The organism is Amorphoplanes digitatis (assembly GCF_014205335.1).
Lineage (GTDB): Bacteria > Actinomycetota > Actinomycetes > Mycobacteriales > Micromonosporaceae > Actinoplanes > Actinoplanes digitatus.
The window spans coordinates 6,794,969-6,817,976 of record NZ_JACHNH010000001.1 but is presented as its reverse complement, the minus strand read 5'-3'; the positions used below and the strand labels follow the sequence as shown (position 1 = coordinate 6,817,976).

Genomic DNA, 23,008 nt, shown 5'->3' with positions numbered 1-23,008 from the left:
CCAGTCCGCGTCAGTGACCGGATCGTGGGTTACCGCTACGCCCAGGTGGACGGTCGACGGCGATGCGGGACAATCTGACACTGTGCCCGCACCTGACCTTGAGAACGGACCCACTTCCGCGCTGGATCCGGCCATCGCCGCCCGTCTGCGCCGTGACTCCGGCGGCCTGGTGGCCGCGATCGTCCAGGAGTACGGAACCGGCGACGTGCTGATGATGGCATGGATGGACGACGAGGCGTTGCATCGCACCTTGTCCACCGGCCGGGCGACATACTGGTCCCGCAGCCGCCGCGAATACTGGGTGAAGGGCGCTACCTCCGGTCACCATCAGTACGTGCGGTCGGTCGCGCTGGACTGCGACGGCGACGCGCTGCTGGTGACGGTCGAGCAGGTCGGCGCGGCCTGCCACACCGGAACGCACACCTGCTTCTCCGAGGACCTGCCCGTACACCAGGAGGAGCGCCCGTGACCACCACTGGAGCGGTTTCGCCCGATGAGGACGGTTTCGTCGCCCAGGCGGCCCGCCGCCGGGTCGTGCCCGTCACCCGCCGGCTGCTTGCCGACGGCGAGACCCCGGTCGGCGTCTACCGCAAGCTCGCGGGCGGGCCGGGCACCTTCCTGCTCGAGTCCGCCGAGCAGGGCGCCGGCACCGCCGCCTGGTCGCGCTACTCGTTCATCGGCGTGCGCAGCGCGGCGACGCTCGTCGAGCGCGACGGCCAGGCCGTCTGGCTGGGCAGCCCGCCCGGCGGCGTACCGGTGGCGGGTGATCCGGTGGTCGCCCTGCGGGAGACCGTCGCGGCCCTGGCCGACCCGCCCGAGCCCGGCTCGGGCGACGACCTGCCCCCGCTGACCGGCGGCATGGTCGGCTACCTCAGCTACGACCTGATCCGCCGCTTCGAGCGGCTGCCGTCGATCGCCGCGGACGACGTACCCCTGCCCGAGCTGGGCATGATGCTCGCCACCGACCTGGTGGTGCTCGACCACTACGACGGCTCGGCGATCCTGGTCGCCAACGCGGTCCTGCCCGCCGGCGCGGACCCGGCGGCGGCCCGCGCGGCCTACCACCAGGCGGTCGGGCGGCTCGACGCGATGACGACCGCGCTGTCGCGGCCCACCCCGCCGATGATCTCCACGGTCGAGCGGGTGCCGCCCGGCGAGGTGATCAGCCGCACCGCGCCGGGCGACTACCAGAAGGCGGTCGAGGCGGCCAAGGAGGCGATCCGGGCCGGGGAGTGCTTCCAGATCGTCGTCGCGCAGCGCTTCGAGCGGGCCACCGACGCGGACCCGCTCGACGTCTACCGGGTGCTGCGGGCCACCAACCCCAGCCCGTACATGTACCTGCTGCGCTTCGACGACTTCGATATCGTCGGCTCGTCGCCGGAGGCGCACCTCAAGGTCAGCGCCGAGGACGGCGGCGGCCGCCGGGCACTGCTGCACCCGATCGCCGGCACCCGGTGGCGCGGCGCGACGCCCGAGCAGGACAACGCGCTCGCCGCCGAGCTGCTCGCCGACCCGAAGGAGCGCGCCGAGCACGTGATGCTCGTCGACCTGGGCCGCAACGACCTGGGCCGGGTCTGCCGGGCGGGCACGGTCGAGGTGCCGGACTTCGCGCGCATCGAGCGCTACAGCCACGTCATGCACATCGTCTCGACCGTGGTCGGCGAGCTGCGCGAGGACCGCAGCGCCTTCGACGCGCTGGCCGCGACGTTCCCGGCCGGGACCCTCTCGGGCGCGCCCAAGGTCCGGGCCATGGAGATCATCGAGGGCCTCGAGCCGACCCGCCGCGGCCTGTACGGCGGCACGGTCGGCTACTTCGGCTTCGCCGGCGACATGGACATGGCGATCGCCATCCGCACGGCGCTGCTGCGCGGCGGTACGGCGTACGTGGGTGCCGGCGCGGGCATCGTGGCCGACTCCGACCCCGCCGCCGAGGAGCAGGAGAGCCGCAACAAGGCCGCCGCGGTGCTGGCCGCGATCGCCGCCGCCGAGACGCTGCGCGCGGCCCGCTGATGAGCCCGGCGCGCCGCCTGACGGCAACGGTGCTGCTCTGCGCGGCGGGCGCGGGCCTGACGATCTACGGCGTCACCCGCACCTGGTCGGAGATCGTCACCGAGCGGCCCGGCCTGTCGGCGCTGCGCGCGGTTCGCACCGGCGCCGACCTCGAGCCGTGGGTGATCGGCCTGGCGCTCGTCGCGCTCGCCGGCGCCGGCGCGCTGCCGGCCACCCGGGGGCTGCCCCGGCGGGTGCTCGGCGGGCTGCTCGCCCTGGCCGGCCTGGGGATCGCGGCGGGCGCGATCGCGGGCCGGGCGGGCCTGGACACCGGCTCGGCGGGCGCGGGCGCCACGGTCTGGCCGGTCGCCTGCGTCGCCGGCGGCCTGCTGATCCTGCTCGGCGGGCTGGCCGCGGCCCGCTACGGCCACGAGTGGCCGGGAATGGGCGCGCGCTACGAACGCGGCGCGGCGCGGCCGGACGACGATCAGACGATGGACGACGATCAGGCGGTGGACGCCGATCAGCGGGTGGACACCAGGGCGGCCTGGGACGCGCTGGACCGCGGCGAGGATCCGACCGCCCGCTGACCGCGGGCCGCCTTCGGGCCCTTCGGCCGTCCGCCGGAGCGCTTCGCGGGGGTGCCGGTGGCGCGGGTGGTGTCCGGTGCGCCGTCGCCGGCCTCCGCACCGCCCTGCGGCGGCTGCGGGCCGCGCGGCCGGGCCGCCAGCGTCGCTACCAGCGCGTCCACGTCGGCGCGGGCCTGCGCGCGGGCCCGGTCGGCGCACATCGCCGCCCAGGCGTTGCCCTGGGCCGTGCGGACGTTCGCATCCCCGACCACGCGACGTTCGACATCGGCGACGAGGTCCGCGGCCACCGCGACGACCGCGCGGGAGACGGCGGCGAAACCAAGCTCAGCATCAGGCATGGTCCACTCCACAAAGACTCGTACCGGGGGCCGGCGTTCCCCGGTGCCGCCGACCAGTTTGCCCGAGTCCCATGATGCCGGTGTCGTATTTCCGAACCATGTCACCACCATCAACGCTGAGTGGTGTCAGCCGATCATCCAGGGGGTCCCAGCTAGGCCGAAGATGCACAGGAGGAGGATGTGACTGAACTGACATGCGACACCCGGCAGGGCATTATGCCGCAGTCCACGTCGCGAGGCGCGCCGTACCCCGGGGGGCTGTACGTGTCGGCGGCCACCTAGCATCGGGCCGAGGACACCCGGAGAGGGGAGTCATTAGGTGACATCCGATCAGGCGGAAGCGGGCAGTGGCGGACCCGCGGAGCGTGGTGCAGGACCGCAGAACGTGCTGGAGGAGATCCTCGCCGGTGTGCGCGAGGATGTCGCGGCCCGGCAGGAGCAGATCTCGCTGGAACGGGTGCGTGACCTCGCCGCGGCGGCCCCGCCGGCGATCGACGCGTACGCGGCGCTGCGCAAGCCCGGCGTGGCGGTGATCGCTGAGGTCAAGCGGTCGTCGCCGTCCAAGGGCGCGCTGGCCGACATCCCGGACCCGGCCGAGCTGGCGGGCGAGTACGCGGCGGGTGGCGCCCGCTGCATCAGCGTGCTCACCGAGGGCCGCTGGTTCGGCGGCTCGCTCGAGGACCTGGCCGCGGTGCGTGCCGCGGTCTCGGTGCCGGTGCTGCGCAAGGACTTCGTCGTCTCCAGCTATCAGGTGCACGAGGCCCGGGCACACGGCGCCGACCTCGTCCTGCTCATCGTGGCGGCGCTGGAGCAGAACGTGCTCGTCGGCCTCCTCGAGCGCATCGAGTCGCTGGGCATGACCGCCCTCGTCGAGGTGCACAACGAGGAAGAGGCCGACCGGGCACTCGACGCCGGCGCACAGGTCATCGGCGTCAACGCCCGCGACCTGCGCACCCTGGAGGTGGACCGGTCCGTCTTCGAGCGGATCGCGCCCGGCCTGCCGAACAACGTCGTGAAGATCGCCGAGTCCGGCGTGCGCGGCCCGCACGACCTGATCCGGTACGCGTCGGCCGGCGCGGACGCCGTGCTGGTCGGCGAGGGTCTCGTCACGAAGAAGAGCCCGCGCGACGCCGTCGCCGAGCTCGTCAACGCGGGCAACCACCCGGCGACACCGCGGCCGGTGCGATGAGCGACCGGGGTGCCGGCACGAGCACGCCGGTGCTGCCGGACCTGGCCGGTCACTTCGGGCGGTTCGGCGGGCGCTTCGTACCCGAGGCGCTCGTCCGCGCCCTCGACGAACTGGACGCGGCGTACCGGTCGGCGAAGACCGACCCGGTCTTCCAGGAGCGCTTCGGCGGGCTGCTGCGCGACTACGCGGGCACGCCGTCGCTGCTGTACTCCGCCGAACGGCTCTCCGCGGCGCTCGGCGCCGAGGTGCTGCTCAAGCGCGAGGACCTGAACCACACCGGCGCGCACAAGGTGCGCAACGTGCTGGGCCAGGCCCTGCTCGCCAAGCGGATGGGCAAGCCGCGGGTCATCGCCGAGACCGGCGCGGGCCAGCACGGCGTCGCCAGCGCCACCGCGGCCGCGCTGCTCGACCTCGAGTGCGTGGTCTACATGGGCGAGATGGACACCGAGCGGCAGGCGCTGAACGTGGCCCGGATGCGCATGCTCGGCGCCACCGTCGTGCCGGTGTCGAACGGCTCGCGCACCCTCAAGGACGCGCTCAACGAGGCCCTGCGCGACTGGGTCTCCAGCGTCGACACGACGCACTACCTGCTGGGCACGGCGGCCGGGCCGCACCCGTTCCCGGAGATCGTCCGCGACTTCGTCGGCGGCATCGGCGTCGAGGCCCGCGCGCAGTGCCTGGAGAAGATCGGCCGGCTGCCGGACGCGGTCGCCGCCTGCATCGGCGGCGGCTCGAACGCGATCGGCATCTTCCACGCCTTCGTACCGGATGCCTCCGTGCGCCTGTACGGCTTCGAGGCGGGCGGCGACGGCCTGGAGACCGGCAGGCACGCCGCGTCGATCACCGGCGGCACGGCGGGCGTGCTGCACGGCGCCCGCACCTATGTGCTCCAGGACGAGGACGGCCAGACCATCGAGTCGCACTCGATCTCGGCGGGCCTGGACTATCCGGGCGTCGGCCCGGAGCACGCCTGGCTGCACGACACCGGCCGGGCCCGCTACGAGCCGGTCACCGACGCCGAGGCGATGGCGGCGTTCCAGCTGCTGTGCCGCACCGAGGGCATCATCCCGGCTATCGAGAGCGCGCACGCCCTGGCCGGCGCCGCGCGGATCGTGCCGGAGCTGACCGCCGAGCTGGGGCGCACGCCGACGATCGTGATCAACCTGTCCGGCCGCGGCGACAAGGACGTGCACACCGCCGGGGCCTACTTCGGGCTTCTCGACCAGGTCGAGCAGCTCGTACCGGGGGAGCAGTCGTGAGCATCGCGGACACCTTCGGCAAGGCGAAGGCCGAGGGGCGCGCGGTGCTCGTCGGCTGCATGCCGGCCGGCTTCCCGACCGTCGACGACAGCATCGCCTCGATGGTCGCCATGGCCGAGGCCGGCTGCGACGTCATCGAGGTCGAGCTGCCGTACTCCGACCCGGTGATGGACGGTCCGGTGATCCAGCGGGCGAGCGACATCGCCCTTGCCGCCGGCGTACGCACCCGGGACACGCTGCGCATCATCGAGGCGGTCGCGAACGCCGGCGCGACGGTCGTGCTGATGACCTACTGGAACCCGGTCGAGAAGTACGGCGTCGACGCGTTCGCCCGCGACCTCGCCGCGGCCGGGGCGACCGGCATGATCACCCCGGACCTGATCCCGGACGAGGCCGCGGAGTGGATAGCCGCGTCCGACCGGCACTCGATCGACCGCACGTTCCTGGTCTCGCCGTCGTCGACCGACGCCCGGCTGGCGATGACCGTCGGCCAGTGCCGCGGCTTCGTTTACGCGACCGCGCTGATGGGCGTCACCGGCGCCCGCACGCAGGTGTCGTCGCAGGCTCCCGAGCTGGTCGCCCGCGTCCGCGCGGTAGACCCGGGCATGCCGGTCGGCGTCGGCCTCGGCGTCGGAACGGGTGCGCAGGCGGCCGAGGTGGCCGCGTTCGCCGACGGTGTGATCGTCGGCAGCGCCCTGATCCGCTGCGTCCTGGACGCACCCGACCGGGGCACGGGCCTGTCCCGGCTGCGGGCGCTGAGCGGGGAGTTGGCCGAGGGCGTGAGGGCTTCCAAGCCCTTGTGATTGCCGAATCAGGGATCGGCGGTAGGGTGCCCGCGTGAACCTCGCCGCCATCCCCAGCCCGACGACCTCGGTGTGGCATGTCCTCGGACTGCCGCTCCGCGCTTACGCGCTCTGCATCGTCCTGGGCATCGTCGTCGCCGTCCTCGTCATGGAGTACCGCCTGCGCCGCCGTGGCGTGGCGCCCTGGGCCTCGCTGGATATGGCCGTGTGGGCGGTCCCGTTCGGCATCATCGGCGCGCGGATCTACCACGTCATCACCTCGCCGACCGAGTATTTCGGCTCCGGCGGTGACCCGATCCGGGTCTTCCAGATCTGGGAGGGCGGCCTCGGCATCTGGGGCGCGGTCGCCGGCGGCGCGGTGGGCGCCTGGATCGCGGCCCGCCAGCTCGGCCTGCCGCTGAGCGTCTTCGCCGACGCCCTGGCGCCGGCCCTGCCGCTGGCGCAGGCGATCGGCCGGGTCGGCAACTGGTTCAACAACGAGCTGTACGGCAGCGTCACGACCCTGCCGTGGGGCCTGCGGGTGCACGACATGGACCGCTCGGACCCGGGCCACGCCACGGTCATCGACGGCAAGGCCGTGACCCTGCCGGACCTGTACCACCCGACGTTCCTCTACGAGGCGTTGTGGGACCTCGGCGTCGCCGGCCTGGTGTTCTGGCTCGACCGCAAGTTCAAGTTCGGCAAGGGCCGGGCGTTCGCGATCTACGTGATGGCGTACACCGCCGGCCGCTGCTGGATCGAGATCCTGCGCGTCGACGAGGCCAACCACTTCTTCGGCGTACGGCTGAACGTCTTCACCTCCGTGGTGGTCTTCCTCGGCGCGCTCATCTACTTCATCCTGGTCAAGGGCCCCCGCGAGTACGTGGTGCCGATCGACGCGCCCGACACGGCGCCGGAGCCGGCCGAGGCCGACGACGTCTCGAAGACCGACGTTGAGGGCACCCCGGCGCACGCCAAGACCCCGAAGGCGTACCAGGTGGTCAGCGAGGAACGCTTCCGGGAGTACGAGCGCACCGGCGTCCTGCCGCCCGCGACGCCCGCTGCCGCGGAGACGGACAAGCCGGGGGACGACGGCGACGACGGCGACGACAGATCGTCCGCGTCCGCCTCCGCCGACGAGCACTGACCGCCGGCACAGGCGAGAGGCGGCGGCGTGCGTACGGCCGTGGTGGTCGGTGCCGGCATGGCCGGGCTGGCCACCGCCGGTGCCCTGGCCCGCGAGGGCTGGCAGGTGACCCTGCTCGAGCGCGGTGAGCGGGTGGCCGCGTCACCGACCGCGCTCGTGCTCTGGCCGAACGGTCGGCGCGCCCTGGAGGCGCTCGACCCGGACGGCGGCTGGTCGGCGATCGCGCTGCCGCTGCCCGACGGCGGCGTGCGCCGGCCCGACGGCCAGTGGCTGGCCGCGCCCCGCGCCCGGCCGGGCGCCGGTCCCGGACCGGCGGTCGTGCACCTGGAGGACCTCTACGACGCCCTGGTCGCCGGGCTCGGCGAGCGGGTCGACATCCGTACCGGTGTCGAGATCACCGCGGTGCGCACCGGCCGCGCCCAGCGGCCCAGCGTGAGCGACGGCACCACCGTGTTCGAGGCCGACCTGCTGGTCGCCGCCGACGGCATCGACAGCGCGGTCCGCCGCGCGCTGGCGCCGGAGGCGGTGGCCGTCGGGTCGGGCTTCGCCTCGTGGCAGGCGGTCATCCCCGGCTTCCGCGTGCCGGACCTGCCCGCCGACCAGCTGGCCGGCGGCGAGACGCTGGGTGCCGGCTACCGCTTCGTCTCCATGCCGCTCGGTGAGCACGCGGCCGGCCGCGGCGGGGTCTACTGGATCGCCACCGCGGCGGGCGCGCCCCGGCCCGAGTCCGCCGCCACCCAGCTCGCCCTGCTGCGGCGCTGGTTCGCCAGCTGGCACGCCCCGGTCGGCGCGCTGCTGGCCGCGACCCGGCCCGAGGACCTCGTGCCGCAGGAGGTCAGGGAGCTGCGGCCGCTGCCGCGGGCCTACGGCTTCCGGGCGGGTACCGGCGGCGTGGTGCTGCTCGGCGACGCCGCGCACGCCATGCCGCACCACCTGGGCCAGGGCGCCTGCCTGGCGTTCGAGGACGCGGCGACGCTGCGTTCGCTGGTCGCCGACTGCACGCCCGGCGCGCAGCTCGGTGCGGCCGTCGAGGCGTACGACCGGGCCCGGCGCCCGCGGACGGCCAGCGTGGTCCGGCAGACCCGCCGCATGTCGGCGGTCGTGCAGGCGCGCGGCCGGCTGGCGCTGCGGGCGCGCAACGCCGCGCTCGGCTCGCTGCGGCCCCGCATCCTCGGCCACGCCCGCGGCCTGGCCGCGGACTGGCAGCCGCCGGACTGACGTTTACCCGCCCGCTCAGGCGGGTGCCGGCTCGGCGATGCAGGCGGTGCCGATGCGCCGGAAGCCGACCTTGGAGTAGAGGCGGGCGGTGTCGTCGTCGCCGGCCGAGAGCAGGATCAGGTCGGCGCCGTCGTGCAGCGCGCGCCGGGCCAGGCTCGCGGTCAGCTGCGACGCGTAGCCGCGGCGGCGGGCCGACGGCAGCGTCGCCACCCCGGCGATCTCGGCCACCGCGTCGGCGCACAGCGCCGATCCGCAGGTCAGGATGCCCTCGGCGGGCGACTCGACGACCGCGCTGACCAGCCGGCCGGACGCGTGCCGGCGGGTCAGCTGGGCGAGGTCGTCGTCGCCGAGCGGGGGCACCGCGTCGCGCTCCTCCGGGCCTGCGACCTCGACCACCAGCGAGCCCGCCTGCACGGCGGTGGCGTTGGCCGGTGCGCCGAAGCCGAGGCGGCCGACCGCGCGGCTGGCGTTGAGGTCGGCGCCGAAGGCCGGCGAGGCCGGGTCGAGGAAGCGGATCCCGGCGCCGGGCAGCGGCAGGTCCGGCACGAGCGCGGCGCTCTTGAGCACCATCAGCGGCGCGAGCAGCACCTCCAGCCCGCCGGAACGGGCGACGGCCAGCAGGTCCGGCGTCGTCTCGTGCACCCATTCGAACGCCTCGGGGACGCCGAGATCGCGTTGCCGCTGCCGGACGGCGGTAATATCAGCTGCGGACGGTGTTGCCGCGCCGCCCAGACGGGGACGGGCGTAGAACGGCCAACCCCCGCCATCGTTGACGAAGAGCACGAACCCGCCGACATCCTCCGCGACGGCGGCGTCGCGGGGCACGGCATCGTAGAAACGTTCGAGCCGGGTGAAGACGTCGGTATCTTCTAGCGCCACCGCGCGAGACTACCCGTTGTGCCCGCGCCGACTCTCCCCCGGCGACGACATACCGCCCCCGGCGCCGCATCGATGACAAATCGGTGGGCAAAAGTGTGATCTATCCGCACCTGGCGGAGATCGGTGACGACTAACGTAGACTCTAGTGACTTTGCAGGGCCGACGTCGTCCCGACCTTGAAACGGAACACCAGTGACGATCGGAGGCCCGGTGGCTCTTCCGCACCCTCAGGGGTTGTACGACCCGGCTCAGGAACGCGACGCATGCGGCGTGGCGTTCGTCGCCGACCTACACGGCCGGCGCTCCCACGACGTGGTCGCCAAGGGCCTGTCGGCGCTGATCCGGCTCGACCACCGTGGCGCCCGCGGCGCCGAGCACAACACGGGCGACGGCGCCGGCATCATGATCCAGATTCCCGACGTGTTCCTGCGCGCCGTGGCGGGCTTCGACCTGCCGCCGGCCGGCGCGTACGCGACCGGCCTGGTCTTCCTGCCCAACGACCCGGCGGAGGCGGCCCGCGCGATCGCGGTCTTCGAGAAGTACGCCCTGGTCGAGGGCGGTGACATCCTCGGCTGGCGCGACGTGCCCGTCGACCCGTCCGGCCTCGGCGAGACCGCCGAGGCGGCCCGCCCCCAGATCAAGCAGGTCTTCCTCGCCGCACACCGGCTCACCGGCAGCGCCGCCGGCCCGTCCGGCGAGGCCCTGTCCGGCATCGAGCTCGACCGGGTGGCGTTCTGCATCCGCAAGCAGGCCGAGCGGGAGACCTCGCAGCGCGGCGTCGCGGCGTACTTCCCGTCGCTGTCGGCCCGCACGATGACCTACAAGGGCATGCTGACCCCGGACCAGCTGCCGCACTTCTTCCCGGACCTGACCGACTCCAGGGTGGACAGCGCGATCGCGCTGGTGCACTCGCGCTTCTCGACGAACACGTTCCCGTCGTGGCCGCTGGCGCACCCGTACCGGTTCATCGCGCACAACGGTGAGATCAACACCATCCGCGGCAACAAGAACTGGATGGCCGCCCGCGAGGCCCTGCTCGCCTCGCCGAACCTGCCCGGCAACCTCAAGCGGCTCTTCCCGATCTGCACCCCGGAGGCGTCGGACTCGGCGAACTTCGACGCGGTCCTCGAGCTGCTGCACCTGTCCGGGCGCAGCCTGCCGCACTCCGTGCTGATGATGATCCCGGAGGCCTGGGAGAACGACCTGGGCATGGACCCGGCGCGGCGCGCCTTCTACCGCTTCCACGCCAGCCTCATGGAGCCGTGGGACGGCCCGGCCAGCGTGGCGTTCACCGACGGCACCCTGATCGGCGCGGTCCTGGACCGCAACGGCCTGCGCCCGGGCCGCTGGTGGCACACCAGCGACGGCCTGGTCGTGCTCGGCTCCGAGGCCGGCGTGCTCGACCTCGACCCGGCAACGGTCATCGCCAAGGGCCGGCTCCAGCCGGGCCGGATGTTCCTGGTCGACACCGAGGCCGGCCGGATCGTGCACGACGACGAGATCAAGGCCGAGCTGGCCGCCGCCCGGCCGTACGACGAGTGGCTGCACGCCGGGATGATCGACCTGCGGGACCTGCCGCCGCGTGAGCACATCATCTACACCCACGACTCGGTCATGCGCCGCCAGCAGATCTTCGGCTACACCGAGGAGGAGCTGAAGATCCTGGTCGCGCCGATGGCCCGCAGCGGCGCCGAGCCGCTCGGCTCGATGGGCACCGACACGCCGATCTCGCCGCTGTCGACCCGCCCGCGGCTGCTGTTCGACTACTTCCACCAGCTGTTCGCCCAGGTCACCAACCCGCCGCTGGACGCCATCCGTGAGGAGCTGGTGACCAGCCTGTCGACGACCATCGGGCCCGAGGGCAACCTGCTCAAGCCGGGACCGGCCAGCTGCCGGCAGATCGTGCTGCCGTACCCGGTCATCGACAACGACGAGCTGGCCAAGCTGCTCTCCGTCGACGAGGACGGCGACCTGCCCGGCTTCAAGGCGGTCCGGGTCTCCGGCCTGTACCCGCTGCGGGAGGGCGCGCAGGGCATCAAGGCGCGGCTGACGCAGATCTGCCGCCACGTGTCCGAGGCGATCGAGGACGGGGTGCGCATCCTGGTGCTCTCCGACCGCGACTCCAACGCGGACCTGGCGCCGATCCCGTCGCTGCTGCTCACCGCGGCGGTGCACCAGCACCTGGTCCGCGAGCAGACCCGCACGCAGGTGGCGCTCGTCGTGGAGAGCGGCGACTGCCGGGAGGTGCACCACGCGGCCGTGCTGATCGGGTACGGCGCCGCGGCGGTCAACCCGTACCTGGCGTTCGAGTCCGTCGACGACCTCATCGCCACCGGCCCGCTCGCCGGCATGGAGTCGAAGAAGGCGGTCCGCAACTACGTCAAGGCGCTCGGCAAGGGCGTCCTGAAGATCATGTCCAAGATGGGCATCTCGACGGTGTCGTCGTACTGCGGCGCGCAGGTGTTCGAGGCGGTCGGCCTCGACAACCGGCTGCTCCAGCGCTACTTCGCCGGCACCTCCGGACGCATCGGCGGCTCCGGCCTTGCCGAGATCCACGCCGAGGTCGCCGCCCGGCACGCCAAGGCGTACCCGAGCAACCCGGCCGAGCGCAGCCACCGCCGCCTCGAGGTCGGCGGCGAGTACCAGTGGCGCCGCGAGGGCGAGCTGCACCTGTTCAACCCGGAGACCGTCTTCCTGCTCCAGCACGCGACCCGCAGCAAGCAGTACGACGTCTTCAAGCAGTACACGGCGAAGGTCGACGACCTGGCCGAGCAGGCGGGCTCGCTGCGCGGGCTGTTCCGCTTCAAGGACCGCGAGGCGGTCCCGCTGGACGAGGTCGAGCCGGCCTCGGAGATCGTCAAGCGTTTCGCCACCGGCGCGATGAGCTACGGCTCGATCTCGGCCGAGTCGCACGAGACCCTCGCGATCGCGATGAACCGCCTCGGCGGCAAGTCCAACACCGGCGAGGGCGGCGAGGACGTCGAGCGCCTCTACGACCCGCAGCGGCGCTCCTCGGTCAAGCAGATCGCCTCCGGGCGCTTCGGCGTGACAAGCGAGTACCTCGTCAACGCCGATGACCTCCAGATCAAGATGGCGCAGGGCGCGAAGCCCGGCGAGGGCGGCCAGCTGCCCGGCAACAAGGTGTGGCCGTGGATCGCCAAGACCCGGCACGCCACGCCCGGCGTCGGGCTCATCTCGCCGCCGCCGCACCACGACATCTACTCCATCGAGGACCTGGCGCAGCTCGTACACGACCTGAAGAACGTCAACCCGGCTTCCCGCGTACACGTGAAGCTGGTCTCCGAGATCGGGGTCGGCACCGTCGCGGCGGGGGTGGCCAAGCTCAAGGCCGACGTGATTTTGATTTCGGGCCACGACGGCGGAACCGGCGCGTCCCCGCTCAACTCGCTCAAGCACGCCGGCTCGCCGTGGGAGCTCGGCCTCGCCGAGGCACAGCAGACGCTGCTGCTCAACGGGCTGCGCGACCGGGTGACCGTGCAGGTCGACGGCCAGCTCAAGACCGGCCGCGACGTGATCATCGCGGCGCTGCTCGGCGCCGAGGAGTTCGGTTTCGCGACCGCGCCGCTGATCGTGTCGGGCTGCATCATGATGCGGGTCTGCCACCTGGACACCTGCCCGGTCGGCATCGCCACGCAGAACCCGGTGCTGCGCGAGCGGTTCACCGGCAAGCCCGAGTTCGTGGAGAACTTCTTCCTGTTCCTCGCCGAGGAGGTCCGCGGCTACCTCGCCGAGCTGGGCTTCCGCAGCATCGACGAGGCGATCGGGCACGCGGAGCTGCTCGAGATCGAGCCCGCCGTGTCGCACTGGAAGGCCAAGGGCCTCGACCTGTCGCCGGTGCTGTTCGTGCCGGAGCTGCCCGAGGGCGCCGCGCGGCGCGGCATCGTCAAGCAGGACCACGGCCTGGAGAAGTCGCTCGACAACGAGCTGATCGCGCTCGCCGCGCCCGCGCTGGAGGCGGGCGCCCAGGTCCGCGCCGAGGTGGCCGTGCGCAACGACCACCGCAGCGTCGGCGCGATGCTCGGCGGCGAGGTCACCCGCCGCTACGGCGGCAACGGCCTTCCCGACGACACCATCGCGTTCACCCTGCGGGGCACGGGCGGGCAGTCGTTCGGCGCGTTCCTGCCGCGCGGGGTGACCCTGCGGCTGATCGGCGACACCAACGACTACGTGGCCAAGGGACTCTCCGGCGGCCGGGTGATCGTGCGGCCCGCACCGACCGCCGCGTTCGTCGCGGAGGACAACATCATCGCGGGCAACACCATCCTGTACGGCGCCACGAGCGGCGAGGTGTTCCTGCGCGGCCGCGCCGGTGAGCGGTTCGCGGTGCGCAACTCCGGCGCCGTCGCGGTCGTCGAGGGCGTCGGCGACCACGGCTGCGAGTACATGACCGGCGGCACCGTTGTCGTGCTCGGCGCCGTCGGGCGCAACTTCGCGGCCGGCATGAGCGGCGGCACCGCGTTCGTGCACAAGCTCGACGCGGGCCGGATCAACCCCGAGCTGGTCGACCTCACCCCGCTCACCGGCGAGGAGCGGGAACGACTGCACGCCCTGGTGGAGAAGCACTTCGCCGAGACCGACTCCGCCGTCGCGGGTCGGCTGCTCAAGGACTGGCAGACGGCGGTGGAGGAGTTCACCGCGGTCGTGCCGCGCGACTACAAGCGCGTGATGGAGCTGATCAGGACCGCCGAAGCCGCCGGTCGGAACATCGACGAGGCGGTTATGGGGGTCACCCGTGCCTGATCCGAACGGTTTCCTGCGTTACGAGCGGCAGCTGCCCAAGCGCCGCCCGGTGCCGGTCCGCATCCGCGACTGGCGGGAGGTGTACCCGTCGGCTGACGGCGAGCTCATCCGCGACCAGGCCACCCGGTGCATGGACTGCGGCATCCCGTTCTGCCACGAGGGCTGTCCGCTGGGCAACCGCATCCCGGACTGGAACGACCTGGTCCGCACGAACGCCTGGGCGGCGGCCGCGGAGAGCCTGCACGCGACGAACAACTTCCCGGAGTTCACCGGCCGGCTCTGCCCGGCGCCGTGCGAGGCCGCGTGCGTGCTCGGCATCTCCGATGACCCGGTGACGATCAAGCAGGTCGAGGTGGAGATCGCCAACCACGCGTTCGCCGCCGGCCTGGTGCCGCAGCCGCCGGTCGTCCTGTCCGGGCGCAGCGTCGCCGTGGTCGGCTCCGGCCCGGCCGGGCTCGCCGCCGCGCAGCAGCTGGCCCGCGCCGGCCACGCCGTCACCGTCTACGAGCGGGACGACCGGATCGGCGGCCTGCTGCGGTACGGCATCCCGGACTTCAAGCTGGAGAAGGAGCGCATCGACGAGCGCCTCGCCCAGATGGCGGCCGAGGGCGTTGTCTTCGAGGTCGGCGTCGAGGTCGGCGTCGACGTGACCGCCGACGACCTGCGGGAACGCTTCGACGCGGTGCTGCTCACCTGCGGCGCCCTCGCCGGGCGCGACACCACCGGCACCCCCGGGCGGCACCTGTCGGGCGTGCACCTGGCGATGGAGCACCTGGTGCCCGCCAACCGCGTCGTCGCCGGCCTGCAGGACACCACGCCGATCGACGCCAACGGCAAGCACGTCGTGATCATCGGCGGCGGTGACACCGGCGCCGACTGCCTCGGCGTCGCACACCGCCAGGGCGCGGCCGGCGTGATCCAGCTCGACCAGTACCCGCTGCCGCCCGAGGCCCGCGCCGGCGAGCTGCACCCGTGGCCGACCTGGCCGGTCATCCTGCGCAACTACCCGGCGCACGAGGAGGGCGGCGAGCGCGTCTTCGGCGTCGCCGTGCAGGAGTTCGTGGACGACGGCACCGGCAAGGTCGTCTCGGTCCGCGTCGCCGACGTCGTCGTCGAGCGCATCGACGGCCGCCGTACGGTCACCGTCCAGGAGGGATCGGAGCGCGACCTGCGCGCCGACCTCGTGCTGCTGGCCATCGGCTTCGACGGCACCGAGCCGCAGCCGCTGCTCACCCAGTTCGGGGTGACCCGTAACAGCAGGGGAGCCGTCGACGCGGACGAGGACTGGCAGACCGGCGCCGAGGGCGTGTTCGTCGCGGGCGACATGCACCGCGGCGCGTCGCTGATCGTGTGGGCCATCGCGGAGGGCCGGGCGGCCGCCGCGGCGATCCACACCTACCTGGGTGGATTCGGCGAACTGCCGGCACCGGTACGCCCGTCGTCGCAGCCGCTGGCCGCGACCCGCTGAACCGGCGATCGCGGGGCGGCCCGGCCGCCCCGCGATCATCAGACCCGTACCGTCGTCGCGGCCGTCCGCTGCCGGGGCAGTGCCCGGGCGCCACCGCACTGTGCCGCGTGGCGCAGCAGCCGCCGCCGCGCCGCGTCGCTCTCGTATGCCTGCTCGCGGGCCGCGCGCTCCAGCACCCGCTGCCGCCTGCTGGCCCACCACCGGATCGCCATCGCCGTACCCCCAGTCCGACGCCAACCCCATTTAACCGAGTGCAATCAACACGTGACAATCGGTTTATGGGTTCACCGGGGGCGCGCTCCAGTCGGGCCATCTCCCGGCGGACGCCGGGAGCCGACCGATAAGCTGAGGCCGATTGCGGTCGCTGACGCCCGCCACCCTTGCTGATCGAAGGCGCGCCCGACGGACCCAACCGGGGCGCCGCCATTCGCAGTTCATCCTTCTGACGGGGGTCGGCCAGCGAGCCGATCCGAAAGAGAGACTAGCCTGATGGCTGTGACACGTCGCGCAAAGATCGTCTGCACCATGGGTCCCGCAACCGCCTCCCCCGAGCGCATGCTCGGGCTGGTCGAGGCCGGCATGGACGTCGCACGGCTGAACTTCAGCCACGGCAGCCACGAGGACCACCGCAAGATCTACGACATGGTCCGCGCCGCCGCGAGGGAGACCGGCCGCGCCGTCGCGGTCCTCGCCGACCTGCAGGGTCCCAAGATCCGTCTCGGCCGGTTCGCCAACGGCCCGCACGTCTGGCGCACCGGTGACCTCGTCACCATCACCAGCGAGAACATCCTCGGCACCCCCGACCGGGTCAGCTGCACCTACACCAAGCTGCCGCAGGAGGTTAAGGTCGGCGACCGTCTCCTCATCGACGACGGCAAGGTCGCGGTCGAGGTCTCCGCCGTCGACGGCGAGGACATCCGCTGCCTCGTCACCGAGGGCGGCCCGGTCAGCAACAACAAGGGCGTCTCCCTGCCCAACGTCGCCGTCAGCGTCCCCGCGATGAGCGACAAGGACGAGGCCGACCTGCGCTTCGCCCTCGGCCTCGGCGTCGACCTGATCGCCCTGTCGTTCGTCCGCTCGCCCGACGACATCAAGCTCGTGCACCAGATCATGGCCGAGGAGAAGAAGACCCTCCCGGTCATCGCCAAGGTCGAGAAGCCGGAAGCCGTCGTCCACCTCGAAGCCATCGTGCTCGCCTTCGACGGCGTCATGGTCGCCCGCGGCGACCTCGGCGTCGAGCTCCCCCTCGACCAGGTCCCGCTGGTGCAGAAGCGCGCCGTCCAGCTCTGCCGCGAGAACGCCAAGCCGGTCATCGTCGCCACCCAGATGCTCGACTCGATGATCGAGAACTCCCGCCCGACCCGCGCGGAGGCCTCCGACGTCGCCAACGCGGTCCTCGACGGCGCCGACGCCGTGATGCTCTCGGGAGAGACCTCGGTCGGCAAGTACCCGGTCCTCACCGTCAGCACCATGGCGAAGATCGTCACCACCACCGAGAGCGGCGACTTCGGCGTGCCGGTCCTGCAACACGACCCGCGCACACACGGCGGCGCGCTGACCGTCGCCGCCAGCCGGATCGCCCGCAACATCGGCGCCAAGGCCCTCGTCGCGTTCTCACAGACCGGCGACACCGTCCGCCGCCTCTCCCGGCTGCACTGCGAGCTCCCGCTGCTCGCCTTCACCCCGGTGCCCGAGGTCCGCGACCAGCTCGCACTCTCCTGGGGCGTCGAGACGTTCCTGACGGACTTCGTCCAGCACACCGACGACATGTTCCGCCAGGTCGACCGCAGCATGCTCGGCCTCGGACTGGCCAAGCCCGGCGAGTACGTCGTCGTCGTGGCCGGCAGCCCGCCGAACGCTCCCGGCTCCACAAACACCCTGCGCGTGCACCAGCTCGGCTCGCTCGTCGACCCGGCGACGGTCAACGAGGTCAAGTGAGCGGCAAGCCGCTGGTGGGACAGGCCGCCGTCGATCAGCTACTCGAAGTCCTCGACCTCAAGCAGATCGACGCGGCCACGTTCCGGGGCGAGAGCCCACAGGTCGGCGCCCAGCGCGTCTTCGGCGGGCAGGTCGCCGGCCAGGCCCTCGTCGCGGCCGGCCGCACCGTCGACCCGGACCGCCTGGTGCACTCCCTGCACGGCTACTTCGTGCGCCCCGGTGACCCCACGGTCCCCATCGAGTTCAGCGTCGAGAACATCCGCGACGGCCGCTCGTTCTCCGTACGCCGCGCCACCGCGCAGCAGCACGGCAAGGCGATCTTCCTGATGTCCGCGTCGTTCCAGGTCGCCGAGGAGGGCCTCGACCACCACTCGCCGGCGCCGCAGGGTGTGCCCGGCCCGGACGAGACCCCGACCATGGGCGACTGGCTCGCCCAGTACCCCGAGCGCCTGGCCGTCTTCAAGTCCGCGCCGCAGGCGATCGACGTCCGCTACGTCGCCACCCCCGGCTGGGTGCCGCCCGGCGACCGGGAGGCGGCCGACGAGCAGCGGGTCTGGATGCGCATCAACGGCAAACTGCCGGACGACCCGCTGATCCACGCCTGCGCCCTGGCCTACGCGTCCGACCTGTCGCTGCTCGACGCGGTCCTGTCGACGCACGGCGAGGTCTGGGGCCCTGGCGGGGTGATCGGCGCCAGCCTGGATCACGCGTTGTGGCTGCACCGGCCGTTCCGCGCGGACGAATGGTTCCTCTACGACTGCAGCAGCCCGTCGGCGAGCGGCAGCAGGGGCCTGGCCAGCGGACGGATGTTCACCGAGGACGGTCGACACATCGCCAGCGCCGTGCAGGAGGGCCTACTGCGCCGCGTCGGCGCCCGCTAGTCTCCCTCGGCTCGGCTCGGCTCGGCTCGGCTCGGCTCGGCTCGGCTCGGCTCGGCTTTGGTTTCGTCCGGTCTGGCCATGCCCGCCGCTTGGTTCTGGGCACCGCTTGGTTCTGGGCACCGCTTGGCTCAGGTCACCGCTTGGCTCAGTCGACCCAGCGCTTCGCGATGATCGCCGTGTCTTCCGCGCCTGGCGAGGCCGTTTCGCCCGCGCGCGCCGCCGAATCCAGCAGCGGCAGCGCCGGGTCGTCCACCTCGGCGACCTGGCGCTGTGCCGCCGCGGCGGCCGCGGCGGCGGCCTCGTGCTGGTCGGGCAGCTCCGCGCCCTCGGCGGTGTCCGGCACCTCGATCGGCTCGTGCGCATGCGCCAGCGGGCCCGGCGACATCGCGCCGGTCACCCCGGCCTGCGCCAGCATCGCGTCCAGGTCGGCCGTGGTCCGCAGCACCTCGTCGTGGAAACTGACCGGCCGGCCGGCCGGCACCTCCCACGATCTCGGAGGCTGCGGCCCGGCGGCCGGCATCTCCGTCCCCGCCGTCTCCGTTCCCGGCATCTCCGTCCCCGTCGTCTCCATCAACGGCGGGCCCGCCACCGGCATCTCCGACACCGGCACTTCCGTCAACGGTGTCTCCGTCAGCGGGCCTGCCGCCGGCGGGTACGGCATCGGCGCGGCCGCGGTCGTGGTCGTGGTGGTCGGCGTGGCCCGGTGCCGGGGGCGGGCGCCCCGCGCCGGCCGGCCCGCCTCGAAGTCGGTCAGCCCCGCCGAGTAGCCGGCCACCCCGACCGCGCGCTCCGGCGTCAGCTCCAGCAGCCGGTCGCCGTCCATCGCCGAGGAGACCTCGCGCAGCCGCAGCGAGGCGACGAGATCGGCCACCCCGCGCAGCAGCGCCGCGCCACCCAGCACGAGGATCACCACCTCGGCCGTGCGCGCGTACGAGCTCGCGGCGAAGAAACCCAGCGCGAGCTCGGCCAGCCCGACGACCGTCAGCATGCCCCAGATCCGGTCGGACTCCCGGGTCATCATCGAGATGCCCAGGTCGGCGGCGCCTCGCACCATCAGGTACCAGCCGATCAGCGCCGCCGGGGTGGCCCAGGAGCCGCCGTTGTCCATCAGCACGATCACCCCGGTTATGGCGAACAGCACGGCCATGCCCGCGTTCAGCCACCAGGTCCGGGTGCCGGCGAGCGCCCGGATCGCCTCGGTGAGCGCCCCGAACAGGATCACCAGCCCGGCCGCGGTCACGATGTCGACGGGTTCGAGCCGGAGCACGCTCCAGGCGATCGCCAGCCAGGCCACGCCCGAAAATAGGAGGAAACCCCATATACCGTCACGCACGACGGTCAAGGGGGCGGAGCCGGACCACAACATGGAGCCTCCTACCGGTGCTGGTACTGCCATGACAACACTGGCGAGACCGGCAGACCGGCCTTTCGGGGAAATAGCCGAGGTGGCCGGCCGCCTGCCTGGGCCCGTCCGTCGAGGGTGTTCGGCCGCTGCTCAGTGCTTCGGTCCCACGTGCTGGTCCAGCTCCGCCACGTCGTCCTTCCGGGCGACCGAGAGCAGGTTGCGCCGGCACATCCGCCAGCTGACGCCGAGCCGATCGAGTGAGTCCTGACAGAGCCTCATGATGTCGGCCGATTCGTTGGAGAGCATGTACCTGGGATAGGAGTACGTCTGGCCGGCCCGGACGACCTTATTGATGACGCGGCAACCGTCGGAATGTATGAGCCCGCGTAGAAAACTCCCAGGATTGGCGTCGACCAGCGATTGTTGCCAAGCGGCGAGATAGATCGGGCGTTCGTGCTTGCGCCCGGGCCCGTGCTGGGGAAATAGGCACGGCCAATGAATGGAATAGCTCTGCACGCCGACACATCCGACCTTCTGAACCCGCTGGACGCGTTTCGCGAGAACGGCGAGCATGGCCCGCTCGCACTCGTCGATGAGCCCGGGCCACGCGTCGGCGCAGTAGACACGGAGGACCGGGACCTTGGCGGTTGTCACCAGGTGGCCGTCACCGAGATACAGACCTAGGAGATAGCAGTAGCTTTCACGATCGTCGAGATTCCCCGAGTCCGGCCGGCAGCGGGGACATCGGGTGGGTTCGAGTGGACTGAGCAGGCGGCGCCGGGCGCGCTCGCCATAGAACCAATGGATTACCGTCCCGCGTGGCAGGCCAAGGGCTTTGCACACCTCGCCGAACGGAACTCCGGCGGCCATCATGCGGGCGGCGCGTTCGCGCAACTGAGGAGGATGCACCCCGACATCTTCGAACGGGGGTACGACACTATTGCCGTGGTGCCGGGGACGGGATTCGAACCCGCATGTCCTTTCGAACAGATGATTTTGAGTCATCCGCGTCAGCCGATTGCGCCACCCCGGCATGCCCGGCCCGAACGTGACAAGGTCACGCTGGCGAGGGCACGTCGAAGCTTACCCACTACGCTTAGGGCGGCGGCACCCAGATACCCGGGTGTCGCGACTTCGGAGTGTTGGGGGTAGGAGTTCCGTGGCCGACACGCAAGCGAGCGCTGAGCGCAGGCGGGTGCTGATCGCCGAGGACGAGGCGCTCATTCGGCTGGACCTGGCCGAGATGCTCGTGGAGGAGGGCTACGACGTCGTCGGCGAGGCCGGTGACGGCGAGACCGCCGTCCGGCTGGCCGAGGATCTGACGCCGGACCTGGTCATCCTGGACATCAAGATGCCGATCATGGATGGCCTGGCCGCCGCCGAGCGGATCGCCGGCGGACGCATCGCGCCGGTCGTGATCCTGACGGCGTTCAGTCAGCGCGATCTGGTCGAGCGGGCGCGCGCCGCCGGCGCCATGGCGTACCTGGTGAAGCCCTTCCAGAAGTCGGACCTGGTGCCGGCGATCGAGATCGCGCTCTCGCGGTACTCGGAGATCTCGGCGCTCGAGGCCGAGGTGGCCGGGCTGACCGACCGGCTTGAGACGCGCAAGTCGGTGGAGCGCGCCAAGGGCGAGCTCATGACGAAGTACTCGATGACCGAGCCGCAGGCGTTCAAGTGGATCCAGCGCACGGCGATGGACCACCGGATGACTATGCGTGAGGTCGCGGACCGGATCCTCGCGGAGGGTGAGGAGTCGCCAGGGGTGCCCGCGCCGTAGCGGCGGGCCCGGCCTCAACTGGCTGTTTGTTACACCTTCTCCTACGCGGCATCACCGCACGTAACGGTTCGGTGAATGCCCGTGCGAACCCTTACCCCCGTGCCGGAGTGTGGGATAGCGTCCGGCCCCATGACGGGCGCAGCGGCGTCGTTCGGGTGCGCAAGTGCCACTCGACCTGCGGTGGCTCGGTGGGTTCGGTATGGAGGAGGGTTCCAACCTTGAGGCAGGTTCTCGTACGTGCCATCGGCGGGTTGGCCGTTGTCGGCCTCATCGCCGGTGCCGCTGCTTGCAACAGCGACAGCGGCAGTGATGACACGGCCAGTGGCAACTGCGGCTACAAGCTCGCGTTCTTTGGCGCTTTGACCGGCCCGGCGGCCAACCTCGGTGTGAACATCGAGCAGGGCTTCGAGCTGGCAATCAACCAGTACAACGAGAAGAAGGGCTCCGACTGCATCACGGTCGCGAAGTTCGACTCTCAGGGTGACCCGGGCGTCGCGCCCGGCGTGGCCCGTAACCTGGTCGCGGACAAGAAGATCATCGGCATCGTCGGTCCGGCGTTCTCGGGTGAGTCCGAGGCTGCCGACCCGATCTTCGAGCAGGCCGGCGTCCCGTCGATCAGCCCGTCGGCCACCCGCGTCTCGCTCTCGGCCAACGGCTGGAAGACCTGGCACCGCGCGGTCGCGAACGACGACGCGCAGGGCCCCGCCGCGGGTAACTACATCAAGAACGTGATGAAGGCCGAGAAGGTCTTCGTCGCGGACGACCAGTCGGCGTACGGCGCCGGTCTGGCCGAGGTCGTCAAGAAGACCCTCGGCACCGCTGTCGTCGCCACGGACAAGACCGAGGCCGACGGCAAGCAGACCGACTTCTCGGCGCTCGTGACGAAGGTCGTCTCCTCTGGTGCGACCGCCCTGTTCTACGGCGGCTACTACCAGAACGCCGGCCTCATCCGTAAGGCCCTGACGACGGCCGGCTGGAAGGGCACCCTCGTCGGCGGCGACGGCATGAAGGACCCGGGTCTGGCCAAGGCCGCGGGCAACGCCGCCGCGACCGGCACCATCGTGACCTGCCCCTGCTCCCCGCCGGAGAAGGCGGGCGGCACGTTCGTCACCGACTACAAGGCGAAGTGGAACGTCGACGCCGGTACCTACAGCGACGTCGCGTTCGACGCGGCCAACTTCATGCTGCAGGGCATCGACGCCGGCAACACCACGGTGGAGAAGCTCAACACGTACCTCGGCGCGACCGAGTACAAGGGCATCGCCAACACCTACAAGTTCACCCCGACCGGTGAGCTCGACCCCAAGTTCATCAAGGTGTGGGCGTTCAAGTTCGACGCGGCTGGCAACACGATCGCGGACCAAGAGGTCCCGGCCGTCTGATCGGCTGAGTCACTTTTCGTAGGGCCGGTGCGGCCGGATGATCTCCGGCCGCACCGACCTTCTCG

At 72.0% G+C, this 23,008-nt stretch carries 19 protein-coding genes and 1 tRNA gene; 14 read left to right on the top strand and 6 right to left on the bottom strand.

The genetic code is table 11. The features are described from left to right. Positions 1-82: 82 nt before the first annotated feature. From hisI to BJ971_RS29740, 3 genes are read left to right on the top strand one after another with little or no spacing between them, the layout of a single operon-like run. Positions 83-469, top strand: coding sequence for a phosphoribosyl-AMP cyclohydrolase (gene hisI, locus BJ971_RS29750; protein ID WP_184996473.1), 387 nt, complete (start codon positions 83-85; stop codon positions 467-469). After that, entirely contained in the window at positions 466-2,010 is a 1,545-nt protein-coding gene (locus tag BJ971_RS29745) for an anthranilate synthase component I (RefSeq protein ID WP_184996472.1), read from the top strand. Before hisI ends, BJ971_RS29745 begins: the two co-directional genes overlap by 4 nt. Then, entirely contained in the window at positions 2,010-2,579 is a 570-nt protein-coding gene (locus BJ971_RS29740) for a Trp biosynthesis-associated membrane protein (RefSeq protein WP_184996471.1), read from the top strand. Before BJ971_RS29745 ends, BJ971_RS29740 begins: the two co-directional genes overlap by 1 nt. Here BJ971_RS29740 and BJ971_RS42705 read toward each other — a convergent pair. Then, positions 2,513-2,917 carry a hypothetical protein gene (locus BJ971_RS42705; protein ID WP_377885472.1) on the bottom strand — a complete coding sequence of 135 codons (405 nt, stop codon included), beginning with the start codon at positions 2,915-2,917 and terminating at the stop codon, positions 2,513-2,515. The genes BJ971_RS29740 and BJ971_RS42705 overlap by 67 nt on opposite strands. 385 nt (positions 2,918-3,302) lie before the next feature. Between BJ971_RS42705 and trpC the strand changes: the two genes are divergently transcribed. From trpC to BJ971_RS29710, 5 genes are read left to right on the top strand one after another with little or no spacing between them, the layout of a single operon-like run. Beyond that, positions 3,303-4,106: an indole-3-glycerol phosphate synthase TrpC gene (gene trpC, locus BJ971_RS29730; RefSeq protein ID WP_184996470.1), complete on the top strand. Its 804-nt coding sequence runs from the start codon at positions 3,303-3,305 to the stop codon at positions 4,104-4,106. Beyond that, complete coding sequence (trpB, locus tag BJ971_RS29725; protein WP_184996469.1) at positions 4,103-5,365, top strand: tryptophan synthase subunit beta; 1,263 nt, start codon at positions 4,103-4,105, stop codon at positions 5,363-5,365. Before trpC ends, trpB begins: the two co-directional genes overlap by 4 nt. Continuing rightward, complete coding sequence (trpA, locus tag BJ971_RS29720; protein WP_184996468.1) at positions 5,362-6,168, top strand: tryptophan synthase subunit alpha; 807 nt, start codon at positions 5,362-5,364, stop codon at positions 6,166-6,168. Before trpB ends, trpA begins: the two co-directional genes overlap by 4 nt. Before the next feature lie 34 nt (positions 6,169-6,202). After that, complete coding sequence (lgt, locus tag BJ971_RS29715; protein ID WP_184996467.1) at positions 6,203-7,294, top strand: prolipoprotein diacylglyceryl transferase; 1,092 nt, start codon at positions 6,203-6,205, stop codon at positions 7,292-7,294. A gap of 27 nt (positions 7,295-7,321) precedes the next feature. Further along, positions 7,322-8,512, top strand: coding sequence for an FAD-dependent oxidoreductase (locus BJ971_RS29710; protein ID WP_184996466.1), 1,191 nt, complete (start codon positions 7,322-7,324; stop codon positions 8,510-8,512). Positions 8,513-8,527: 15 nt separating this feature from the next. Here BJ971_RS29710 and BJ971_RS29705 read toward each other — a convergent pair whose 3' ends face one another. Continuing rightward, positions 8,528-9,391: a GNAT family N-acetyltransferase gene (locus BJ971_RS29705; protein ID WP_184996465.1), complete on the bottom strand. Its 864-nt coding sequence runs from the start codon at positions 9,389-9,391 to the stop codon at positions 8,528-8,530. Between the two features lie 192 nt (positions 9,392-9,583). On the opposite strand from BJ971_RS29705, the gene gltB reads away from it, so the two are divergent. Then, positions 9,584-14,152, top strand: coding sequence for a glutamate synthase large subunit (gltB, locus tag BJ971_RS29700; RefSeq protein WP_184996464.1), 4,569 nt, complete (start codon positions 9,584-9,586; stop codon positions 14,150-14,152). After that, the gene (locus BJ971_RS29695) at positions 14,145-15,620 is read left to right on the top strand and encodes a glutamate synthase subunit beta (protein WP_184996463.1); all 1,476 of its coding nucleotides are present in this window, start codon (positions 14,145-14,147) and stop codon (positions 15,618-15,620) included. The genes gltB and BJ971_RS29695 overlap by 8 nt, the downstream gene beginning before the upstream one ends. Before the next feature lie 38 nt (positions 15,621-15,658). Here BJ971_RS29695 and BJ971_RS29690 read toward each other — a convergent pair whose 3' ends face one another. Further along, positions 15,659-15,832 (bottom strand): hypothetical protein, encoded by a 174-nt coding sequence (locus BJ971_RS29690; RefSeq protein WP_184996462.1) that lies wholly within the window; start codon positions 15,830-15,832, stop codon positions 15,659-15,661. A 277-nt stretch (positions 15,833-16,109) separates the two neighbouring features. On the opposite strand from BJ971_RS29690, the gene pyk reads away from it, so the two are divergent. Both pyk and BJ971_RS29680 read left to right on the top strand, forming a co-directional pair. Next, complete coding sequence (pyk, locus tag BJ971_RS29685; protein WP_184996461.1) at positions 16,110-17,558, top strand: pyruvate kinase; 1,449 nt, start codon at positions 16,110-16,112, stop codon at positions 17,556-17,558. Continuing rightward, positions 17,555-18,439, top strand: a complete 885-nt coding sequence (locus tag BJ971_RS29680; RefSeq protein ID WP_184996460.1) for an acyl-CoA thioesterase — start codon at positions 17,555-17,557, stop codon at positions 18,437-18,439. Before pyk ends, BJ971_RS29680 begins: the two co-directional genes overlap by 4 nt. Before the next feature lie 145 nt (positions 18,440-18,584). On the opposite strand, the gene BJ971_RS29675 is transcribed toward BJ971_RS29680, so the two are convergent. From BJ971_RS29675 to BJ971_RS29665, 3 genes are all read right to left on the bottom strand, one after another. Further along, positions 18,585-19,772 (bottom strand): HdeD family acid-resistance protein, encoded by a 1,188-nt coding sequence (locus tag BJ971_RS29675; protein WP_184996459.1) that lies wholly within the window; start codon positions 19,770-19,772, stop codon positions 18,585-18,587. Positions 19,773-19,934: 162 nt separating this feature from the next. After that, the gene (locus BJ971_RS29670) at positions 19,935-20,678 is read right to left on the bottom strand and encodes a transcriptional regulator (RefSeq protein WP_239087840.1); all 744 of its coding nucleotides are present in this window, start codon (positions 20,676-20,678) and stop codon (positions 19,935-19,937) included. 52 nt (positions 20,679-20,730) lie between these two features. Continuing rightward, a tRNA-Leu gene (locus BJ971_RS29665) sits at positions 20,731-20,817 on the bottom strand. 126 nt (positions 20,818-20,943) lie between these two features. Between BJ971_RS29665 and BJ971_RS29660 the strand changes: the two genes are divergently transcribed. Beyond that, entirely contained in the window at positions 20,944-21,561 is a 618-nt protein-coding gene (locus BJ971_RS29660; RefSeq protein ID WP_184996458.1) for an ANTAR domain-containing response regulator, read from the top strand. Positions 21,562-21,779: 218 nt separating this feature from the next. Further along, a complete protein-coding gene (locus BJ971_RS29655) occupies positions 21,780-22,943 on the top strand; it encodes a branched-chain amino acid ABC transporter substrate-binding protein (RefSeq protein WP_184996457.1) in 1,164 nt (387 codons plus the stop codon). The last annotated feature ends 65 nt before the right edge of the window (positions 22,944-23,008 follow it).